The organism is Paenarthrobacter sp. CAP02, assembly GCF_040137855.1.
Classification (GTDB): Bacteria; Actinomycetota; Actinomycetes; order Actinomycetales; family Micrococcaceae; genus Arthrobacter.
In genome coordinates this window covers 2,666-22,488 of the sequence record NZ_JBEEII010000010.1, presented here as the reverse complement: position 1 = coordinate 22,488, position 19,823 = coordinate 2,666, and the positions used below count along the sequence as shown (strand labels likewise).

At 57.3% G+C, this 19,823-nt stretch carries 14 protein-coding genes; 8 read left to right on the top strand and 6 right to left on the bottom strand.

The genetic code is table 11. The annotated features are described in order from the left end of the window. The first annotated feature begins 20 nt into the window (after nucleotides 1-20). The 4 genes from wecC (at nucleotide 21) to ABHM97_RS16760 (ending at nucleotide 7,738) form a co-directional block, all read left to right on the top strand. Nucleotides 21-1,310: a UDP-N-acetyl-D-mannosamine dehydrogenase gene (gene wecC, locus ABHM97_RS16770; protein ID WP_349471573.1), complete on the top strand. Its 1,290-nt coding sequence runs from the start codon at nucleotides 21-23 to the stop codon at nucleotides 1,308-1,310. Then, nucleotides 1,307-6,598 carry an FkbM family methyltransferase gene (locus tag ABHM97_RS16765; protein ID WP_349471572.1) on the top strand — a complete coding sequence of 1,764 codons (5,292 nt, stop codon included), beginning with the start codon at nucleotides 1,307-1,309 and terminating at the stop codon, nucleotides 6,596-6,598. Before wecC ends, ABHM97_RS16765 begins: the two co-directional genes overlap by 4 nt. A gap of 105 nt (nucleotides 6,599-6,703) precedes the next feature. Continuing rightward, nucleotides 6,704-7,099 (top strand): transposase family protein, encoded by a 396-nt coding sequence (locus ABHM97_RS21540; RefSeq protein ID WP_502921303.1) that lies wholly within the window; start codon nucleotides 6,704-6,706, stop codon nucleotides 7,097-7,099. A gap of 285 nt (nucleotides 7,100-7,384) precedes the next feature. Further along, the gene (locus tag ABHM97_RS16760; RefSeq protein ID WP_349471571.1) at nucleotides 7,385-7,738 is read left to right on the top strand and encodes a transposase; all 354 of its coding nucleotides are present in this window, start codon (nucleotides 7,385-7,387) and stop codon (nucleotides 7,736-7,738) included. A gap of 512 nt (nucleotides 7,739-8,250) precedes the next feature. Here ABHM97_RS16760 and ABHM97_RS16755 read toward each other — a convergent pair. From ABHM97_RS16755 to ABHM97_RS16730, 6 genes are all read right to left on the bottom strand, one after another. Continuing rightward, entirely contained in the window at nucleotides 8,251-10,335 is a 2,085-nt protein-coding gene (locus ABHM97_RS16755; protein ID WP_349471570.1) for a DUF6270 domain-containing protein, read from the bottom strand. Between the two features lie 86 nt (nucleotides 10,336-10,421). Continuing rightward, nucleotides 10,422-11,564: a non-hydrolyzing UDP-N-acetylglucosamine 2-epimerase gene (gene wecB, locus ABHM97_RS16750; protein WP_349471569.1), complete on the bottom strand. Its 1,143-nt coding sequence runs from the start codon at nucleotides 11,562-11,564 to the stop codon at nucleotides 10,422-10,424. 91 nt (nucleotides 11,565-11,655) lie between these two features. Then, nucleotides 11,656-11,889: a hypothetical protein gene (locus ABHM97_RS16745; protein WP_349471568.1), complete on the bottom strand. Its 234-nt coding sequence runs from the start codon at nucleotides 11,887-11,889 to the stop codon at nucleotides 11,656-11,658. 288 nt (nucleotides 11,890-12,177) lie between these two features. After that, nucleotides 12,178-13,839 carry a hypothetical protein gene (locus ABHM97_RS16740; protein WP_349471567.1) on the bottom strand — a complete coding sequence of 554 codons (1,662 nt, stop codon included), beginning with the start codon at nucleotides 13,837-13,839 and terminating at the stop codon, nucleotides 12,178-12,180. Nucleotides 13,840-14,041: 202 nt separating this feature from the next. After that, the gene (locus tag ABHM97_RS16735; protein ID WP_349471566.1) at nucleotides 14,042-14,614 is read right to left on the bottom strand and encodes a YdcF family protein; all 573 of its coding nucleotides are present in this window, start codon (nucleotides 14,612-14,614) and stop codon (nucleotides 14,042-14,044) included. Nucleotides 14,615-14,673: 59 nt separating this feature from the next. Then, on the bottom strand, nucleotides 14,674-15,138 hold the full coding sequence (locus tag ABHM97_RS16730; RefSeq protein ID WP_235517275.1) for an Lrp/AsnC family transcriptional regulator: 465 nt from the start codon (nucleotides 15,136-15,138) through the stop codon (nucleotides 14,674-14,676). A gap of 170 nt (nucleotides 15,139-15,308) precedes the next feature. Between ABHM97_RS16730 and pdhA the strand changes: the two genes are divergently transcribed. From pdhA to ABHM97_RS16710, 4 genes are all read left to right on the top strand, one after another. Continuing rightward, nucleotides 15,309-16,502: a pyruvate dehydrogenase (acetyl-transferring) E1 component subunit alpha gene (gene pdhA, locus ABHM97_RS16725; protein WP_349471565.1), complete on the top strand. Its 1,194-nt coding sequence runs from the start codon at nucleotides 15,309-15,311 to the stop codon at nucleotides 16,500-16,502. Beyond that, the gene (locus tag ABHM97_RS16720) at nucleotides 16,499-17,587 is read left to right on the top strand and encodes an alpha-ketoacid dehydrogenase subunit beta (protein ID WP_349471564.1); all 1,089 of its coding nucleotides are present in this window, start codon (nucleotides 16,499-16,501) and stop codon (nucleotides 17,585-17,587) included. The genes pdhA and ABHM97_RS16720 overlap by 4 nt, the downstream gene beginning before the upstream one ends. Before the next feature lie 2 nt (nucleotides 17,588-17,589). Then, nucleotides 17,590-19,050 (top strand): dihydrolipoamide acetyltransferase family protein, encoded by a 1,461-nt coding sequence (locus ABHM97_RS16715; RefSeq protein ID WP_349471563.1) that lies wholly within the window; start codon nucleotides 17,590-17,592, stop codon nucleotides 19,048-19,050. A 208-nt stretch (nucleotides 19,051-19,258) separates the two neighbouring features. Then, nucleotides 19,259-19,823, top strand: a 565-nt coding sequence (locus tag ABHM97_RS16710; RefSeq protein ID WP_349471562.1) for a hypothetical protein, incomplete at its 3' end; no start/stop codon positions are given.

The window sequence follows — 19,823 nt, the reverse complement described above, 5'->3', positions numbered from 1 at the left end:
CCAATTAAAAATCGGGGAATATGTTGAACACTATTAATCGCGTGGCAGTCATCGGCCTGGGGTACATCGGCCTTCCAACTGCAGCCATTCTGGCAACCAACGGCATCGAAGTTATAGGTGTCGACGTCAACAGCGGAACCGTGGACGCCGTCAACCGTGGCGAGGTTCCCTTCGTGGAGCCGGACCTCGGCGTACACGTAGCCGGTGCCGTTAGCCAGGGCCACCTGAAGGCCACCACGGAAACGCCTTCAGCCCAGGCATATATCGTGGCGGTGCCCACGCCGTTCCGTGAGGACCGCTCCGCTGACCTGAGCTACATCGAAGCGGCAGCCCGCGGCATTGCCCCGCAACTCCAGGGTGGCGAGCTCCTGATTCTCGAATCGACGTCTCCTCCCGGCGCCACCGAGCACATGGCCAACTACATTCTTGAACTGCGTCCTGACCTCAGCCTGGACGGGTCGGACTCGAGTCCCGCGTTGCTGGTTGCACACTGCCCCGAGCGTGTTCTGCCCGGCCGGGTCATGATCGAACTGGTCACCAACGACCGGATCGTGGGAGGCATGACCCCTGAGGCCGCCGAAGCCGCAAAGGAGCTCTACGCTGTCTTCTGTCAGGGCGAGATCCTGACCACCGATGCTGTTACCGCGGAGATGGCCAAGCTCGTTGAGAACTCCTACCGGGACGTGAACATTGCCTTCGCCAACGAGTTGTCCGTTATCAGCGACAAGCTCGGAATCGATGTCTGGGAGCTTATTCGGCTCGCAAACCACCACCCGCGCGTCAACATCCTGCAGCCGGGGCCCGGCGTGGGCGGGCACTGCATTGCGGTGGACCCGTGGTTCATTGTGGCCGCTGCGCCGGAAGAGTCCCGGTTGATCCGTACAGCCCGCGAAGTCAATGACGCCAAGCCTGAATGGGTTATCGAGCAAGCGAAGGCGGCTCTTGCCGGCCTGCCTGAATCTGCTGAACTGTCGGTGCTCGGATTGGCGTTCAAGGCAAACATTGACGATCTTCGGGAGTCCCCGGCAATCGAAATCGCAGCGCATCTTGCTGATGCTTTGCCGAACCGCCGACTCAACGTTGCGGAGCCCCACATCGGGGCGTTGCCCGGGAAGCTGGCAAACCGTCGCAACGTAGAGTTCTTGTCTGTCGAAGAGTCGATTCAGCGCTCCGAAGTTGTGCTCGTGCTTGTCGACCACGACGCAGTTAAGGAAGTTGGCGCTGAAGCGTTGGACGGCAAGGTGTTGATCGATACACGGGGAACATTCGACGTTCGAGCCCGAGAGGTCTTGGGTAGCCGCGAGGGATGAAAGCAGTCGAGATTGTTGCAGATGGAACCAAGTACTGGCTGAGTCTTCCCGACGCCGAACAGGACTATATCCAGAAGACCATAGCTTCAACGCAGCGTCCTTATGAGGAAGCCATGCTGGTCGACATGGCTGACGTCGTAGAACCCGGTGACTTGGTGCTGGATATCGGGGCAAATTGTGGCAACCACACGTTGTATCTGGCCTGTGTAGCCGGCGCCCAGGTGCATGCTTTTGAACCTGATTCAGAGCTGTGTGCAGCAATCTCGGCCAGTGTTTCGGCCAACGATGCCGATAAACGCGTGACTGTACATCAGGTCGGTGTAGGGGCTTCAGACGGGTTTGGGCGGCTTGTGCAGACTGCCGAAAACAATCGAGGAGCGCAGCGGCTCCAGCGCGTGGCTGAGGACGAGCAAACTGTCGCGATTATTCGCTTGGATGATCTGGCTTTCGATGAGCCGATCCGAGCGATAAAGATTGACGTTGAAGGAATGGAACTTGACGTTCTCAAAGGTGCTAAGAATCTGATCGCGCGTGATCTTCCCGAACTGTACATTGAATGCCAGACTCGACCAGAGTTTGAGAGAATTCACGGATTCTTAGCACAGCTGAATTATCGGTACGTATCGACGTTCAATGCTACGCCGACGCATCGATTTGGGCATGATTCCCTTACAGAGAGTAATGACCGCTTTGAACAAATCGTAAGGCAGCAAATATCTGCAACGTACTACGACCGGAAGCTCATCGCCGACCTCAGGAATTCGCTGACGCAGGCAAATCTGAAGTATCGTGAAGTCACCTCGGCGATGGGTCAGCTGAAGGAACAGCTTCGCGCCAAGACCGATCTCAATGCCCACGAGCAGGAACTGGCATCTGAATTGCAACGGCGCTTAGGTCAAAGTGAAGCCGAGTCAGCCGAACTTCGACGTGACGTCGTGGCAAAAGTTGAGCAGATCGTGAGGCTTAAGGAAAGCCTCGCGGAAAGTTCCAAGGCTGTACGCCAAGCGTCCTCGTTGAAGGAAGAACTGGCGGGGCGGGCGGCCCAGATCGTTGAGCTACGGCTTCAAATTGAGCAAAAGATTATCGTGGCTAGGGAGCAGGACAGCAGGCTTACTGCCGGGGTGCGTGCAGAGGAGCAAGTTGGAATTCTTAAGGAACAACTAGCTAAGAAGGTTTCGCAAGTTCGTGAGCTTGAAACCGACTTGGCACTTAGCCAGGGTGAACTGCACAAGCTGGAGAAATCTTTAGCGGCAAGCATTCGATCCAGGGGGGAGCTGGTAGCAGCGGCAGACATGCGTTCTGTTGTCCTCGCTGAGGTCCGCACACAGTTGTCGCATGAGAGAAAGCGCGTCAAAGGTGTTGAGAAGCTCATGGGGCAGATCAACGCTCTCAACCTTGAGCTTGAATCGCGCTTGTCGGAACAATCCCAGCAGTCCGCTCCATTGGAACGGCTAGCAGTCCTTAGCGAGCGCCTATTGGCAGCGGAGAACGACTTAGCATCGGCCAATAAAGTCACGACTGAACTTGAGCGCGTATTAACAATTGAAAGAGGCCTAGTAGCCCGTCTAAACAAGAGTCTTACAGAGTATCGGGAGCACTCTGAATCGCTTGAGAAGGCCGCTGAGCTTTCCGAGACCCAGCTAACAAATGTTCGCGCGGCACTAGTGAATTCTGTAAATGAGCTGTCCGTTGAGCGCGAGAGAGCATCCAGTCAGGAATCCAAGGCTCAGGATGCGTTGACGGAGCTCGCAAGCCTCAAAGGTGAATTATTGGAAGCTAAAGAGAGGCTGGCCTCAGCGGAGGCTAAGACGAAGCTTCTAAGAGCGAGTGTTACATTCCGCCTCGGCCAAGTTCTGCGGGATGCCGTGAAGTCCCCGCAAGGATTCATTAAGTTGCCCGTCGCCCTAGGACAATTGCTTGTTGATAATGGGCGCCGGAAGTCGGTGAGTGAAACCATGACTTCCCTGATGCCTGCACCCCTGGAGTCCCGAAGCAGTTCTATTTCGACGACCCCGCGCCAGCGCAAGAATAGAGCCGCAGAAATCCGTAGTTCACGGTTGCTTCCTGACAGCCGTGAAACGGAATCTTTGCGGTTGAAGGCACCAACCAACGCAGATAAAACGCGACTGGCGGCGATCATGGATGAATTCACGGTACAGTCCTTCGCGCCAGAGTGCGACCTGCTCGAGCTTTCATTAGGCAATTACCTTCAAGAGCTTGAGAACTTCGATCCCTCATTGATTTTCTTGGAGTCGGCTTGGCGCGGCAAGGAGAATGAATGGGGAAACAAGGTTGCGCAAACGGCCAGTCCAGTACGGGAGATCATTGCGTGGGCTAATGAGCGTCAGGTACCTGTAGTCCTATGGAACAAAGAAGACCCGGTACACTACTCGACGTTCTTGAACACTGCAAAGCTTGTTGACTATGTCTTCACCACTGACATCGACTGCGTGCAAAAGTACAAAAGTGACCTTGGACATGATCAGGTCCACTTCTTGCCTTTTGCATGCCAGCCCTACTTGCATAATCCGCTTGAGCTATACCAGAGGGATCCCGGTTTATGTTTCGCTGGAGCATACTATCGCCGCTACCCGGAGCGTACCAGGGACTTGGAATCTTTCATGGCCAAGATTCCAGAATTCAAGAGTATCGAGATATTCGATAGGAACTTTGGAAAAAGTGATGAGCAGTACGCGTTCCCTGGAGAATATCAAGACTACATAGTCGGAACGCTGTCAAGTTCCGAAATTGATCTGGCTTATAAGGGCTATGATTTTTCGGTGAATCTGAACTCTGTCAAAGAGTCTCAGTCCATGTTTGCGCGCCGAGTTTATGAGCTTCTTGCGTCAAACACGACTGTGGTCAGTAACTATTCCCGCGGCTTGGAATTGATGTTCGGGGACATACCGATTATCTCGGACAGTGGCAGTGCCGTGGTTGACCAGCTGCGTTCTGCAGGCGACTCCCGGACGGGGAGAAAACGACGGCTTGCTGGCCTCCGGAAGGTCATGAGTGAGCACACCTACGCTCATCGGTTGGCATACATTCTGAACGTGACGGGAGTCCAGGCGCCGTCGTCGTTGGTGCCCGCTGTCGAGGTCTTTGGCCTTGTTACCCGAGAAGCCGAAGTAGATGCACTAAGGAAGTCCGTGGCCCGTCAGGTAGGCGTAGAAGCAAAACTACGTTTGTTCACTAGCAACGTGCGCTTGGCTGAACGCTTGCCGGACGTGAACTCCATGTTCGAGCTGCGTGGCCTGTCCATGAGCGATGTTGTGTCGCAGGATTCTCACGTCAGCATCATGCACGCTTCGGACTACTACGGTCCCAATTACCTTTTGGACTTAGCCCTGTCTGGCCGGTATTCATCGGCTTCGGTTGCAGGAAAGGCCACGTACTTCAAGTTCGGTCGAGGCGGGATCACGACTGCCGGAGCTGGCCTCCCTTACACGGGTGTGCAGGTCTTGCCGATGCGTTCTAGCCTGGTGCTGGATCCTTCTGCAGTCAGTGTTCCCATTTTGGAGTGCCTCCTCGGGGCGGATAGTGCGTCATATGACTGCCTCTCCATGCTGCAGACCGAAATTTTTGACTACTGCCGAGCAGGGGTAAAGCTGAAGCAGGAGCAGACCGAATTAATTAAGAGTACGTGGTGCGATGTTGGGATCAGCCTCGATGACTTGAACGTGGTAGCAGACAGTATTTCGGCGGCTGATGTTAGTGTCGATAATGACCATTCTTTGACAGGCAAAGACATGCAAAAGCTGTTTATCACAACTTCTAGGCCCGGATTCGAATCAAGTCTTTCGGGCGATGCATGGAATTTCGAATCATCGCTTGAAGACGGAAAGCATGATTACATTTATGCTGCCGAGTTGCTGGATTTGAAGAAATTGGCCGTCGATGAGAAGCTGGATTTCCATTTTGAGTGTGATCCAGGTCTAAATCTTCAAGTCGCAATTATATTCTACGATTCGAGTGATTCTAAGATAATTGGTTTGGTTCGCGCGGCTAACCAGAATCATACGCTGGAAATTCCAGATGGGGCCACTAGTCTGAAATTAGGTCTGAGGGTCTTTTCCTCTGGGACGAGCGCAATCCGTCGTATTCATTGGCGGCACAAGAATCTGAGGCCGGAGTTCGTCGCCTCACGCGCAGCGAACCTTGTCATTACTAACCGATATCCCTCGAGCGACGATCTATACAAAAATGGCTTTGTTCACACCAGAGTGCGACGCTACGCTCAGGCAGGCGTACCTACGGAAGTCTTTGTTCTGGAAGCAGGGAGCTCTCTGAGATTCAGGGAGTTCGAAGGAATCTCTGTAATCACGGGAAATTCCGAGGCACTCGAGACATTCTTGGCCCAAGGTAACCACCAATCTATCTCGATCCACTTCGTGACAGAGTCAATGTGGGCTGCAGTCCGTCGGTTGGAAAACCGGCCGCACGTAGCAATTTGGGCACATGGAGCCGACATTCAAAGCTGGTCTAGGAGGGCTTTTCTCTATGACAATCCTGCTACCACCGAGGCAGCGAAGTCTGCTAGTGAGTCCAGGATGTCACTTTGGCGAAGCATCTTCGAGGAGGCTCCAGATAATGTTAAGGTCGTTTTCGTTTCTGACTGGTTGAAGCGAACAGCCTTCGAGGATCTGGGAATAGAATCTTCCAAACGCGCTGTAGTCATTCATAACCCGATCAATACCACACGATTCAGTTATGCCAAGAAACCCGTGGATCAGCGACTCAAGGTCCTTTCCATCCGTCCTTATGCTTCGTCTGTCTACGCGAATGATCTGACTGTTGATGCGATTCTTCTCCTGGCTGCTGATCCGCTTTTCCAGGAGATGGAGTTCAGGTTAGTCGGAGACGGTCCGCTATTCGACGAACTAACCAAGCCGCTGGAAGCGTTCGAAAACGTTATTCTCGACAAGCGTTTTCTGACACAGGATGAAATTGCTGAGATGCATCGTGAGTATGGCGTTTTCCTTTGCCCATCACGTATGGACACGCAGGGAGTGTCAAGGGATGAGGCTATGGCCTCCGGTCTCGTCCCTGTAACGACCTCGATTGCTGCTATTCCAGAGTTTGCCGACGATGGATGTGCCGAGCTTGTCGCTCCGGAAAGTCCTGCAGAGCTGGCTGCTGCTTTGTTGCGACTCGCTCAATCAACCAGAACCTTTAAGCGCAAGTCACGAGCAGCTGCCGGCCGGGTCCGCGCTCAAAGCGATGCTTCTCGTGTTATTCCGCAGGAACTGGCAGTTCTGGGCTATGGAACCTTGAGGACGTCGAAATAGTGGCTGCACCTGCTGGGGTCATCGAGGTTTGCGGGCTTTTCACGGTTGACGGTGAAACGGGTTCCGTTTCTTGAAGCTGAAAGGCTCGTAGCCCTGCTGTGAAGGATGTTCTCTACGCATTCATCAAGTCAGGAGCTACGAGCCTTGATCGAGCCTACTTCCCCCCACCCCGATGCTGCCACCGCTATTTCCAACCTGCCCGATTATCGCGTCACCGAAACTGAGGTTCTCGCTTTCGGACAGCGACGGATCCACGTCGTAGCTACCCCCGAGACTGACTGCCCATCGTGTGGCGTGATCAGCACCCGCGTGCATTCTCGCCGCCCACAACGCCTGCGCGACATCCCTTTCGCCGAGCCGGTCGAGGTGGTCTGTGCGAACGGAGATTCTCCTGCGATGAGTACCTATGCCCTCGCCGGACCTTCGTCGAGGAGACCGCCTAGGTTCCGCGCCGGGCACGGTCCAACCGCCGGCTCCGTTCGGCCTTGGTGTCCGCAGTGATCGGATAGGGACGGGCCGCCGCCGAGGCCGCCGCATCGTTCTGTGTCTCGTGGTGGCTGGTCCAGCGGGCTCTGGATTCCGCAGCGCTGACACTGCCCGATGTCGATGCTCTGGCCCCGCGGATGCTCGGCATCGATGAACACCGCTACCGGTCTCTGCGGTTCTTCCGCGACCTGTCACCAACGCCTGGAAACGCTACGAACTGTGGATTACCACCATCGTCGATCAGGACACCGGACAAGTCCAGGGGATCGTTGATGGCCGCGACAGTGAAGGTGTCGGGGAGTGGCTGTTCGCCCGGCCATCGAATGGCGCCTGGGCGTGCAGGTCGTCGCGATCGACCCGTCCGCGGCGTTCCGCAAGGCGCTAAGAATGTGGCTCCCACGCACCGCGGTCTCCGTCTACGCGTTCCACCTGGTCAAGCTTGGCAACGACATGCTCGCCGAAGTCCGGCAGCGCCTGACCCAGCAAGTCCACGGCCGGCGAGGACGCTCCATCGACCCGGTCTGGGCCAACCGTCGGCTGCTCCTGCGCGCCGGGGACACGCCCTCGGACCGGGCGCGCGACAGGCTCGGCAGAGTGTTCGCCACAGACGATACCACCCAGACATTCGGCCCGGCCATCACGACAGAGCAGTAGACGATTCTGGACGCCCCCTTCAAACCCAAAAGTCACGCACCAAGCAAATGAGCCAAGTCAGGACAGGCAGCAGCCGCTGAGTCTCCCGGGCGCGGTCGCGCAACATGATGGCCCGCACCCGGGTATACCTCGGCCAGGTGCGGTCAACGCATGTTAAGAATAAACCGCAGGGAGGGCTCGCGAACCCGCTCGACGGAGCTCCCCGGCACTACGAACCTAGGTTGTGCAGAACGCTCGGGAGCTGCGACCGTCGCGGAACCAGTCAGGTCTCACAGAGCGTTCAATGACCACCTAGAACACCTCCGGGGGTCTGCTCTTTCGACTTCGCGAATTTGGCCAACTACATGCCCCGTTCACTCTTCGAGGCCCGCGGATTAAGAGTTTGATTAGACCCGCTCATAGGCGAGGAACTTGCTTGCAACTGGCGGGCCTTCGAAAAGGAAGACGGTGCGAGCGTGGTCGATCGGAGTCAGAAGCAACATGATTACCAAACACGTTCGATTACGCGTCAGTCAGCCAAAGGGCACCGTGGGAAAGGCGGCGGTAACCCCCTCATCCACCGTCTGTGCCTCGTGCCTGCTTAGAGAGTGTTCCACAATTGTCCGCGCCCGCTCGGGATCAAGCTGGAGGACGGAGTCTTGTTCCAGATGCCGCATCCACAAGTAGCTAGGGGAAGACGAATCCAAGATTAAGGGCATGCGCTGATCGATGGTTGGATGTGATCCAATGAGCGTCTGCTTGGTGATCCCTGAGCTAGCCTCAAAATAACCGATTGTCATAAGTCCGATAGCTATCTTCGGTTCGATGACTCGCTTAAGAGTTGTGACGCGTTCTTGTTCGTAAAGGCCAGTAAATCCTCGGGCCAATGACAGGGCATAGCCAATGTGTTCAGGAGTTAAGTACGGCGCACAAAGCTCGAAGAAGTCGGATGAGAGGACGTCATCGTCATCAAGCCGCGCATCGCCAAACACAACGTCGTTACCTTGTGAGGTCACGCTTAGAAAGTCTTGAACCAGCCCAGGTTCGGTTGGTATACCCGCCTCGTTAACGAGTTCCAGTCTTACGAATGGGAAAGCCTCCGCAGCATTTTCCAACTGCGACAAATACTCGGACGGCAAGTCGCGGGAGTATTGGACGCGATGCAGGACAGGGTTACTTTTGGCCATCAAAGCTATAGCTGGCAAGGAGATGCCAGTAAAGATGTCCAGACGGGGGCCAATACGGGCAGGGCTGTACAAATATTTAGCATATTCTTCAGCGCTGCTAAATCGTGAGCCATTAGATGCATACCAGGCAGCATTCTGGGGCAGAAATAGGCTAAAGCGCGTCGTCAGGACAAGGGCTTTGGTATAGGGATGGTTGGGACCGGCCGGTATCGGTGCCACATCCTCATGTTCAGCCGCCGTGTCGGGTAAAGACAAGCTTGAAGAAGCTTGGTCCACGCTCACCGGCGATGACGCAATAGAGAGGCTTCTTAGGAGTACAACTCCGCTCTCCAGTTGCCACCCGTGCACGGAAATGCCCGTACAGGTGACACCTGCCGGAAGGTCAAAAAACGAGAAATAGGACCGTGTTCCTGGTTCAATGTTGATGTATCTGAAAAATCCTATTGCCGAGTGAGCGGACTTGGCAATGCGGTACTTCGACAAATCAACGTGGTCGGCACCTTGCAACCTCAAAGAGATTAGAACTCTTTTGCTGACTGCTTGATCGTTACGTGCTTCAAACTGCACACCAAAGGAGGGGCCGCCCGTGCTCATTTCGATTCGGGGTGGTGCATCTACTGCATCTCCCCAGGCTTCAACGAAACGACGCGAGTTCGCAGTCGAACTCATCTCAGGTTTTTTTGCATTGCTTGCCGAGTCAGCCGCATGTATAAGTCGGCTGAAATCTGCCACCACCTCCTGATATACCTTGTCTACATAATGATATGGAGCGAGAGTCCATTTATGTGTACGACTCGAGGTGGTGGCAGCCCATGGAAGTTCAAGAAGGAACACGTCCATGTGATTTCGAATAGCTGCTACATAACGGGCAAAGGTATTGTTTGCTTCATCAGGCGTCATTGCCCAGTACCGTCCGAGCACGCCTCCCTCGTCGTCATACATGGACCACGGGAGATTGAAAAGTACAATTTTGGTCTGGAAGCCTTCAGACCGTGCCAACTGAGCAAACCGGTTAACGGCATCTTCCCAGAGAGCAAAGTGCTCATCGGTGCCAAACTTTATCCATGTACGGGTCCCGAGATCGTTCAATAGGCCGCTTTGTACGAGTTCGGTAGATCTCGTGATATATGTGTCAGCTTCAACTTCTAGGACGCCGAGGCGTTCGTCCGTGAGGTCCCAGAATATGAAATCCGCAGTTTTGGATACCTCCGTTAGTGTGCCCAAGACATTGCCGTCAAAGTCTCCCTGCAAGTTCTTGACTTGGAAACGGCTAGTCAGCGATCCTGCAGCTGCATTTGCGAGGAAAGGCTTGTTAACGGCGCTAATTAGAGACTGGCGAGCTGTGTAGCCGAGTAATTCGTTGTTCGCCTTATCCAGAAACTCATAGGCATCACGCGACACGCAACTGCCGTAGATGAAGATTCTTGCCATATTAACTCACTTAGGATTGTTGCGCGTTCTACTGATAGATTTCGCTATTGCTGACTCAAAACAAGGGGAAATTGGAGATTGGCTGCTTAGCGGTCAAAGCTGGCGATACGTTCACCAACTCCAAGGAGCTGCGCTACCGCTGCAACAGTCCTTGCCGCTGCCCTGCCATCGCCGTATGGGTTGACAGCGTTGGCCATGGCATCAAAGGCGTCCTGCTGGTTCAGGAGGCGGTCCACTTCCTTGACGATGGTTTCCTCGTCAGTTCCGATCAAGGAGACGGTGCCAGCGTCCACGGCTTCGGGACGCTCGGTGTTGTCGCGCATCACCAGCACGGGCTTGCCCAGGCTGGGAGCCTCTTCCTGGACTCCACCCGAATCGGTAAGGACTATGTGGGCGAGGGAGAGGAGGCGGGTGAATTCCCCGTATGCGAGTGGCTCCGTGACAACCACGTTTGACTTGCCTTCAAGTGCCGGCAGAACGGCTTCGCGAACGACGGGGTTTTTGTGGGCGGGCAGCACGATGACGAGATCCGGTTCTGCTTCAGCAATCCGGGCCAGGGCTCGCCCGACGCCGCGCATTGCGTCGCCTTGATTCTCCCGGCGATGGGTCGTCACCAAGAGAATGCGGCGGCCGCTGGCAGCGAGATCCTCGAGCTGGGGATCTGAGAACGGTATGTGCTTGTCGACCGTGGTGAGCAGTGCGTCGATCACAGAGTTTCCTGTGACTACGATGTCATCTTCTGAAATGCCTTCGGCCAAGAGATTGGCGCGGCTGACACTTGTTGGCGCCAAGTGAAGACTTGCAATCTGACTCGTGATTTTGCGGTTTGCTTCTTCAGGGAACGGCGAAAACAGGTCGCCGCTACGGAGGCCAGCCTCAACATGGACCACAGGAATGCCGTGGTAAAAAGCTGCTATCGCGCCGGCAGTGGAAGTGGTGGTGTCACCTTGCACGATCACGGCATCAGGCTTGTTCTCGGTGAACAGCTTGTCCAAGCCGTCGATGGTCCTGGTCATAATTGCTGAAAGTGACTGGCGTTGCTGAAGGATGTTGAGGTCGTGATCCGGTTTGATCCCGAAGAGCTCGTTAACCTGGTCCAGCATCTCGCGATGCTGACCGGTGACCGTCACGATGCAGTCGAAGTCCGCTGACTCTTGAAAGGCGCTGACGATGGGAGCCATCTTGATGGCTTCCGGACGGGTGCCGAAGATTGGCATGACGCTGGGCATGGATTTCCCCCGGGAGTGGCGTTGAGTGACTCCCCGATGCTATCGCACCTCTTATCTAGCCCTTCAATTTGTGTGCTGACGGGCCAGATCGCTACTGTCCGAAAATCAGGAGGAGTGCTAGGACAGGAACGATGACGGAGACGAGAATCACAACAGACAGCGCTACCGAGCGCTTTCGGCGGAGAGCGGCGTCGGCGGTTTCCGTCATTCCTTCGGCCATGTTCCGATCAGGACTTGGCGACTTGGCCGCTGGCTTGCTTTGGGCCAACGGCGGTGCCGACGATTTCGGGGGATCGGCGAGGTTTGAGGTTTGGTACCCACCCATCTGACCGATTGGAATCTCGGCCCTAAAGCGGCGTTTGTGGAGATGCCGAGGGGCCGGCATCAATGCCGCCGGCCGGCGGACCGGGTCCGTCACTTTTTACTCCTCAGCTGCGTCCGGGTGAACTATGGCACGTCCAATTCTTGCATTTCGGGGGCGGCCCGCAACATTTGGGGCCATCCAGAGCACAGCTGCCGGAGCCCGCCCGGTGTTCAGGAGCCGCCAAGGAAGCGCTCCGCGACACACGAAGGGACGGTCCCAGTCTTCGGGACCGTCCCCTCGCTGATTCAGCTAGCCGCGGTCTGAGTACAACGCGTCGTTCTTCTGTCCCGAGCCGTTCACCACGTCGATGAAGTAGTTCTTGCCGGACTTCAGGGACGTACTGCCTAGCTTCGCGGTGACAGACTCCAGAAGTGGATTGATGCCCAACTGCTTGCCGTAGGAGGGGTTGTAGTTGGACGCCGTCACTGTCTTGTCGAAGGCTCTTCCGGAGTCATCGGTCCACTTGACTTGGACTGTGCCTCCGCTCAGGTTTTGACCAGTGACCAGCACGTCACCATTGTCGTTGAAAATTGAATCTGTGATGATCGGCGTTGTGCTGCCCGACTTAAGCCGGTCGATCATCGGGAGGCCAGTACCAGCGCAGGTGAAGTATGGATCCCACATGAAGGAGATGACCTTTACTGGCGTGTTTCCGAATTGCTGCAATTGCTTGTCCAGGCGGGCTTTGGTCGATTGACCTCTCGTACTGCCACTATCGCAAGGATTCTGCGACGTTGCCGGCGCCATGCCCTCCAAATTTGCCCAGAGATCAGCACCCGTTCCTTCGATTCCTTCGGCCAGCGCCCAGAAGTAGTCGCGTGTTGGTGCTAAGTACTTGCTTCCCCAGGAGCCACTGCCGACTATCGATGCTGCGTACTGGTCAACATTGTTGCCGCTTTCGCTCCCAAAGAAGGAGCCGCCCTTGCCTGTGCCCATGCCGTCCTGAACGGCGATGGAAAGGTGGACGTCACCCGCGGTGTCAGCGATGTTGGCAATAGCATTCCGCGCCTGATCTACCGTTACGTGCCCGCCGAAGGCGGAACGGGAGTCGATGTAAGGACTTACAACGGCCGAACGGGTTGGCTGATACTGCGCAATTCTGGCGTTCTGCATGCGGTAGAGGGTAAGGACAGAGTCCCATACAGCCCCATCACTGAGTGGCATTTCGGTGTGATGGTAGAAGCCGGCAAGCCCGGGGACGTTATTGACCTTGCCTTGGTAGATCAAGAACCGGGCAGTGAAAACCGACAGGGTGGCAAGATACGAAAGGTCCGGGAGATACGTCGTGGAGGTACTCATGACTGGAGCCGGGAGGCCGGCGTAGTACTGCATTCCCAAGCTGGTGGCGGCCTTTCCCAATGACACGGACATTGAGGAAGAGGTTCCGCCATTAATCACGACTATGTCGTAGCTTCCACTCGGAGAGTTACAGCCGCTTCCTTCAGAAGGCAGGACCATGACTGTGTAGATCGTGGTACCACTTGTGACCGTTCTGTCGCGTGCACATAAGATGGCAGGGGACCCCCATGAGTTTCCATCGGAGTACGTGAAGTAACGCTTCACCTTGACTCCGGACGCGGCAGCCGTCGCGCAGTTGACCCCTGAGATGGTGCATCCAGCGGGGATCGTAGACAGCGTGGCTGGCTTCAGTCGCGAGCCGAACGTAATTACGGTGTCTCCACCGACGGATTTGATGTCGGTCAGCTTCTGCAAATTTGCAGAGTCACTGGTGCTGCCGTAGATGAAGTAGCCGCTGATGGGGAAGACCGGAGCGGGGGCGGCACTAGCTGCTGGTCCGTGAATGAAACCGACGATAAGGATAAAAGCGGCCAGGATTCCGGCAAAGGAACGCCGGGCGTTAGACGTGACTTTGGAGGATGAGGTGGAGGGCGGAAGCCTGAATTTTTCCACGGTGGATCCTTGGGCTCGTAGGGTGAGACCTTTGGACCTATGGCAAAAGAATGTCCTGCATCTTCGGTAAAACTCAAGGGTTTGACCAGAACTTTCAAGTACCCAAAGAGAGTTTCAGAGATCTGGAAATTTTTGACAAATTTTGGGCAAAGATTTTGCTGGGCTTTACACGAAGTGTCATGAGGCTGGGCGCGCGAAATGGTCAGCGACCAGAACACTCCGGCTGCATCCAGACGTCAATCAGGCCGCCCGTTTCCACCACGAACCGGTCCAGCCAGGCGCCCGCAGAAAGGTCGGGACGGGACCCCACCATCTGTATCTCCGCAGGCGTACATTGCTCGATCAATGTACCCGCGCGCATGAGATGGTATTCGGACGTCACGATCGTTACGGATTTCCAGCCGTGCTCCGCAATCAACGAGCGCAGGGCTTCCGCTTCGCCCCTCGTGTTGAGCGGCGAGGGGCGGAAGCACACCAAATCAGGGTCGTCTGGGTTCTCGTCGCACAACGAGTCGCCCTCAACATTGCCCGCAAGACCAGTGGTGGAAACAACGAGGACCGGTATATCCAAATCCTTCTGCAGTTTTTCGGCCGCCGGCAGTCTCTCCTTGCTCATCCCACCCAGGACGACAATCGCGTCGGTGTGGCGGGGATTCGCCTGGGGAGGATCGTAGAAGAACTGGAAGGCGGCAATCAGCCAGAGGAGTGCCGCCAAAAAGCAGGCCGCCACGAAAATGCCAATGACACGCGTGGCGGAGGCTGTTTTGAGGGGCACGGGGACAGTCTAAGGTCAGGAAATGAGCGCTTCCTCCCAGCTGCGGACCACGGCATCGGTTACCTCGTATCAACATCCTCAAAAACAAGGAAAGTCTGCGTATCCAGTACGCCGTCCATGGACTGCAACTGGTCGAAGATCACACGCCGGAGGTGGATGTTGTCCGTTGCCCGGACCAGCAGGATGACGTCGAAGTCTCCACCTACAAGGGCAATGTGGTGAACTTCCGGAATGGCGCGGAGCTCTTCCTTAAGTTCGCGCCATGAGTGTTGCTGAACCTTGAGAGTCACGTAAGCGGAGGAGCGCAATCCTGCCTTAATGGGATCCACCAGGGCAGTGAACTTCGTGAGAACCCCTTCGCCCGTAAGCCGTGCGATGCGCGAGTAGGCGTGGGCCCGGCTGATGTGCACGTTCTCTGCTACCTGCGTGATGGACATGCGGCCGTCCGTGGTGAGTTCGCGGATGATGTCCCGGTCCACCGCATCCAACGGCACTGCCGCCTGCTCTGCCTCGGTCTCGCTCATGGCACTCCAAATCGTCTACAGCACAGGCGCGTTACCCAGCTCACAATTACATTTCGTCTTTCAGGATAGCCACTTTGAACAAGCTCTTCCATGATTTTGGCAAAAGCTGGATACGAAACTTCACTCGGGAACATACTGGAAGCACATAGTGGCTAGAGAAGGACGGACCAATGACGATCCACGCAGACCATTCTGCGCCGGAAACGGCTGTAGAGGACCACGCTGCTGACGTTCGGACAAAATTCGGCATCAGCGTTGAGGACTACATGCTCCCCGCCCGGCACCAGATCCAGATGGTGAACCCTGACGGCACCCTCCGTTCCCATGACGAGCAAGGCACCGAACCCGGCCACGAGTACCCCACACCCAGCGACGCTGAACTGATGGCCGCCTACGAGCAACTCGTCGTCGGACGTCGCGTCAACGATCAGAACTCCGCGCTCGTCCGGCAGGGCCGTATGGCCGTTTACCCCTCAAGCCACGGGCAGGAAGCCTGCCAGGTAGCGGCAGCCATGTGCCTCAGCGAAGGTGACTGGTTGTTCCCGACCTACCGGGACGCCGTCGCCGTCATGACCCGCGGGGTGGATCCTGTTGAGGTTATGACCATCTTCCGTGGCGACTGGCACGGCGGGTACGACCCCAAAGAGCACAAAGTGGGCATCCAGTGCACGCCGCTGACCACGCAACTGCTGCACGCTGTCGGCGTCGCGCATGCCGCCAAGCTGCGCGGTGAAGACACTGTGGTGATGGCCATGTGTGGCGATGGCGCCACCAGCGAAGGCGATTTCCACGAGGCCCTGAACTTCGCCGCTGTCTTTCACCTGCCCGTGATCTTTTTCGTGCAGAACAACAAGTACGCCATCTCGGTCCCGCTGAGCCACCAGTCCGTAGCGCCGTCGTTGGCCCACAAGGCCGTGGGTTACGGCATGGCAGGTGAGCGTGTTGACGGTAACGACCTCGTCGCGCTGCTCGCTGTCATGGACCGTGCAGTGAAGCTGGCCCGTGAAGGCTCCGGCCCGCTGCTGATCGAGGCGCACACCTACCGCATGCAAGCGCACACCAACGCCGACGATGCCACTCGGTATCGCCCTGACAGCGAGGTCGCCGAATGGCAGGCGAAGGATCCGCTGACCCGCATGAAGTCGTACCTTACGGATAAAGGACTGCTGGATGATGCCGCGGACCAGAAAATTGCCGAGCATGCCGAAGCAGTAGCCACCCAGCTCAGGGAAGGCCTGGGGGAGGATGTCCCGGTCCAACCGCTGGACCTCTTCAAGTACGTCTTCTCCAAGCCCACCCCACAGCTGAAGGAGCAGTCCGAACTGCTCGCCGGCGAACTCGCCCGTGAGGAGAGCGCAAAATGACCATCACCACCTCCGTAAACGGCAACGTCAGTGCGGCCACGGCCAGCGCCGCTGCTTCTGCCGCGGCAACCGCCGAAGCGACGGGCCCGCAGAGCCTCACCATGGCCAAGGCCCTGAACACAGCTATGGCAGACGCCATGCGCTCGGACCCTTCCGTCCTGGTTTTCGGCGAGGACGTAGGAATGCTCGGCGGAGTCTTCCGCATCACCGACGGTCTCATGGCCGAGTTCGGTGAGCAACGCTGCTTCGATACGCCTCTCGCCGAGTCGGGCATTGTTGGCATGGCTGTGGGAATGGCCATCAACGGAATGCGTCCCGTCATCGAGATGCAGTTCGACGCCTTCGCCTACCCCGCGTTCGAGCAGATCGTCAGCCACGTGGCCAAAATGCACAACCGCACCAAGGGCAAGCTCAAGATGCCTATGGTCATCCGCGTGCCTTACGCCGGCGGCATCGGGGGAGTGGAGCACCACTGCGACTCCTCCGAGTCCTACTACGCCCACACAGCCGGCCTCAAGGTCTACACGCCGGCCACCGTGGCTGACGGCTACCGCATGCTCCGCGAAGCCATCGATTCCGATGACCCGGTCATGTTCATGGAACCCAAGAAGCTCTACTGGTCCAAGGACCAGGTAGACCTGGGTGCGTTGCGCGCAGAGCACGACGCCGGTACCTCCACCGAGGGCCGCGCGGCTGTGGCTCGTCCAGGCACTGATGCGACGCTCATTGCCTATGGACCGTCCGTCCCCACCGCGCTAGCAGCTGCCGCCGCGGCCGCCGAAGAAGGCCGCTCGCTCGAGGTGATCGACGTACGGACCCTGGTTCCTTTCGATGACGAGACCGTCTGTGCGTCCGTGCGCAAGACGGGACGCGCCGTCGTCATCGCCGAAGCGCACGGCTTCGCCTCTGTGTCCTCCGAGATCGTGGCCCGCGTCCAGGAACGCGCGTTCCACTTCCTGGCCGCGCCGATCCTCCGCGTGACCGGTTTCGACGTCCCGTTCCCGTCTCCCAAGCTGGAGCACTATTACCTGCCGAGTGTCGATCGCATCCTCGACGCCGTCGACGACCTTCAATGGGAGGACTAACCATGAGTTCAGATATGCAGGTATTCCGTTTGCCGGACTTGGGAGAGGGCCTTACGGAGGCTGAACTCGTGAACTGGCTCGTCGCCGTCGGAGACGAGATCCGCGTGGACCAGCCCATCGCCGAGGTCGAAACCGCCAAGTCCATGGTGGAGGTGCCGTCGCCCTATGCGGGCACCGTCGCCGAACTTCACGTTGAGGCTGGCCAAACGCTCGACGTCGGCAAGCCGTTGATCTCGATCGCTCGCGCGGGTGCCGCTCCAGCGGCGCCGGAAGCTCCATCAGCCACCGACGATGCTGTATCAACTGGTGTTGCGACATCGCCTGAGGTTGAGGCGGCCGCCGAGACCTACCGGACCGAGGAGAAGGCCGGCTCCGGCAATGTTTTGATCGGGTACGGCACGCCTGGCGGGGCTACCGGAGGCCGCACCCGTCCGCGGAAGGCGAGCGTCGCCGTGGTCGAGCCTGTCACGGAGGCTCCGGCTCCGTCTCTGGAGGCTGCCCTTGCAGCAACCCGGATTCCTGGGAAGCTGAGCGCGGTCATTTCCCCCTTGGTGCGGAAGATGGCGCGCGACCACGGCGTCTCACTCGATACCATCCAAGGTTCGGGCGCAAGCGGTCTGATTATGCGAAGGGACGTCGAGGCCGCCATTTCGGCACCGTCCACTCCGGCCGCGCCGGCAGCTCCGGCCGCGCCTGCTTCGCCAGTTACCGTTGGTGCCGGGGCTGCGGCAGGTTCTGTAGATGGACGGACTGGCCTCGGCGTTTCGGCCAGGACTCCCGTTCGTGGCGTTCGGAAGACCGTCGCCGCCAACATGACCCGCAGCCGCTCGGAGATTCCTGAGGCCACCGTGTGGGTGGATGTCGACGCAACCGCGCTGCTGGAGATGCGGGCCGAACTGAAGAAGCGTGCACCGCATGACACCCCCGGCCTGCTGGCCTTCATTGCTCGTTTTGTCACGGCTGGGTTAAAAACGTATCCGGCCCTCAACACGCGCTTTGAAACAGCTGCCGACGGATCCCAGGAGATCGTTGGTTTTGAAGGAATCAATCTTGGTTTCGCAGCACAGACGGACCGCGGTCTAGTAGTTCCCTCGGTGCGCAATGCGCATGAGCTGAGTGCCCGTGAACTCGACGCAGAGATCCGCCGCCTCACCGCCGTCGCGCGTGAAGGAAAGGCCACGCCCACTGAATTGGGCTCCGGTACCTTCACGCTCAATAACTACGGAGTCTTCGGGGTTGACGGTTCTGCTGCGATTATCAACTACCCCGAAGTTGCGATGCTCGGGGTGGGCCGCATCATCGACAAACCCTGGGTGGTCAACGGCGAGCTGGCTGTCCGCAAGGTCACCGAGCTGACCCTGGCCTTCGATCACCGGGTTTGCGACGGCGAAACCGCTGCCGGTTTCCTTCGGTATGTCGCGGATGCGATTGAGAACCCGGGCGGGGCTCTCGCGGATATGTAGCTGCGCAGGCACGATACGACAACAACCTGATCTATGGATCAGGTTGTTGTCGCTTAAATCAATCAAATGACTTGTCATAAACGTGTAATTGGCAAAGCGCAAGTCAAGTGTCTGCTTAGAATCTCCCTGGGGGATCAGCTGTGGTCTCCAGCTGTCTGCGATCGGTCGACTCAGGGCTGTTCGCAATATCCTTAGGATTCCCAGAAAAATGCATAAGAATTACCGCGCCCAAACGCTGACCGAGCCTGGAAGTCCCGGACGAGGATTCCAATCGCTCAAGTTGCTGGTGTCAGTATTCTTGTCCGTTGCCTTGCTTCTCTCTCTCGGCGCCCGGGCCAGCTTCGCCGGCACGGCGGATGTTGCGCCGCCTGTGTTGGATAGCGTTTCGATGGTGTCTCCGGCGGTCGTCGGCCCTGGTGATGTGGTGAAGTTTGCTTGGACTGCCTCGGATGCCTCGGCGATATCGCATGTTGAGTTTTGGGCGTATGGGCCGTCCGGAAAAATCAAACGTGTTATTGCCGGGGGTACCGATTCTCGGATCGGTGGTGTAAGCCGCGGCCATTCGTCCATGAGCGTTGATGCGCTGACCTGGCCGGCCGGTGATTGGAGAGTGGAGTTCGTTGCTTATGCCGATGTGGTTGGGAATGCTACGGATACTCGGTACGTTGCCTCGCCTCCGGACTTGTCCAAACTCACCTTCAAGGTAGCTGGGACATCTGCGGATGTTGCGCCGCCTGTGTTGGATAGCGTTTCGATGGTGTCTCCGGCGGTCG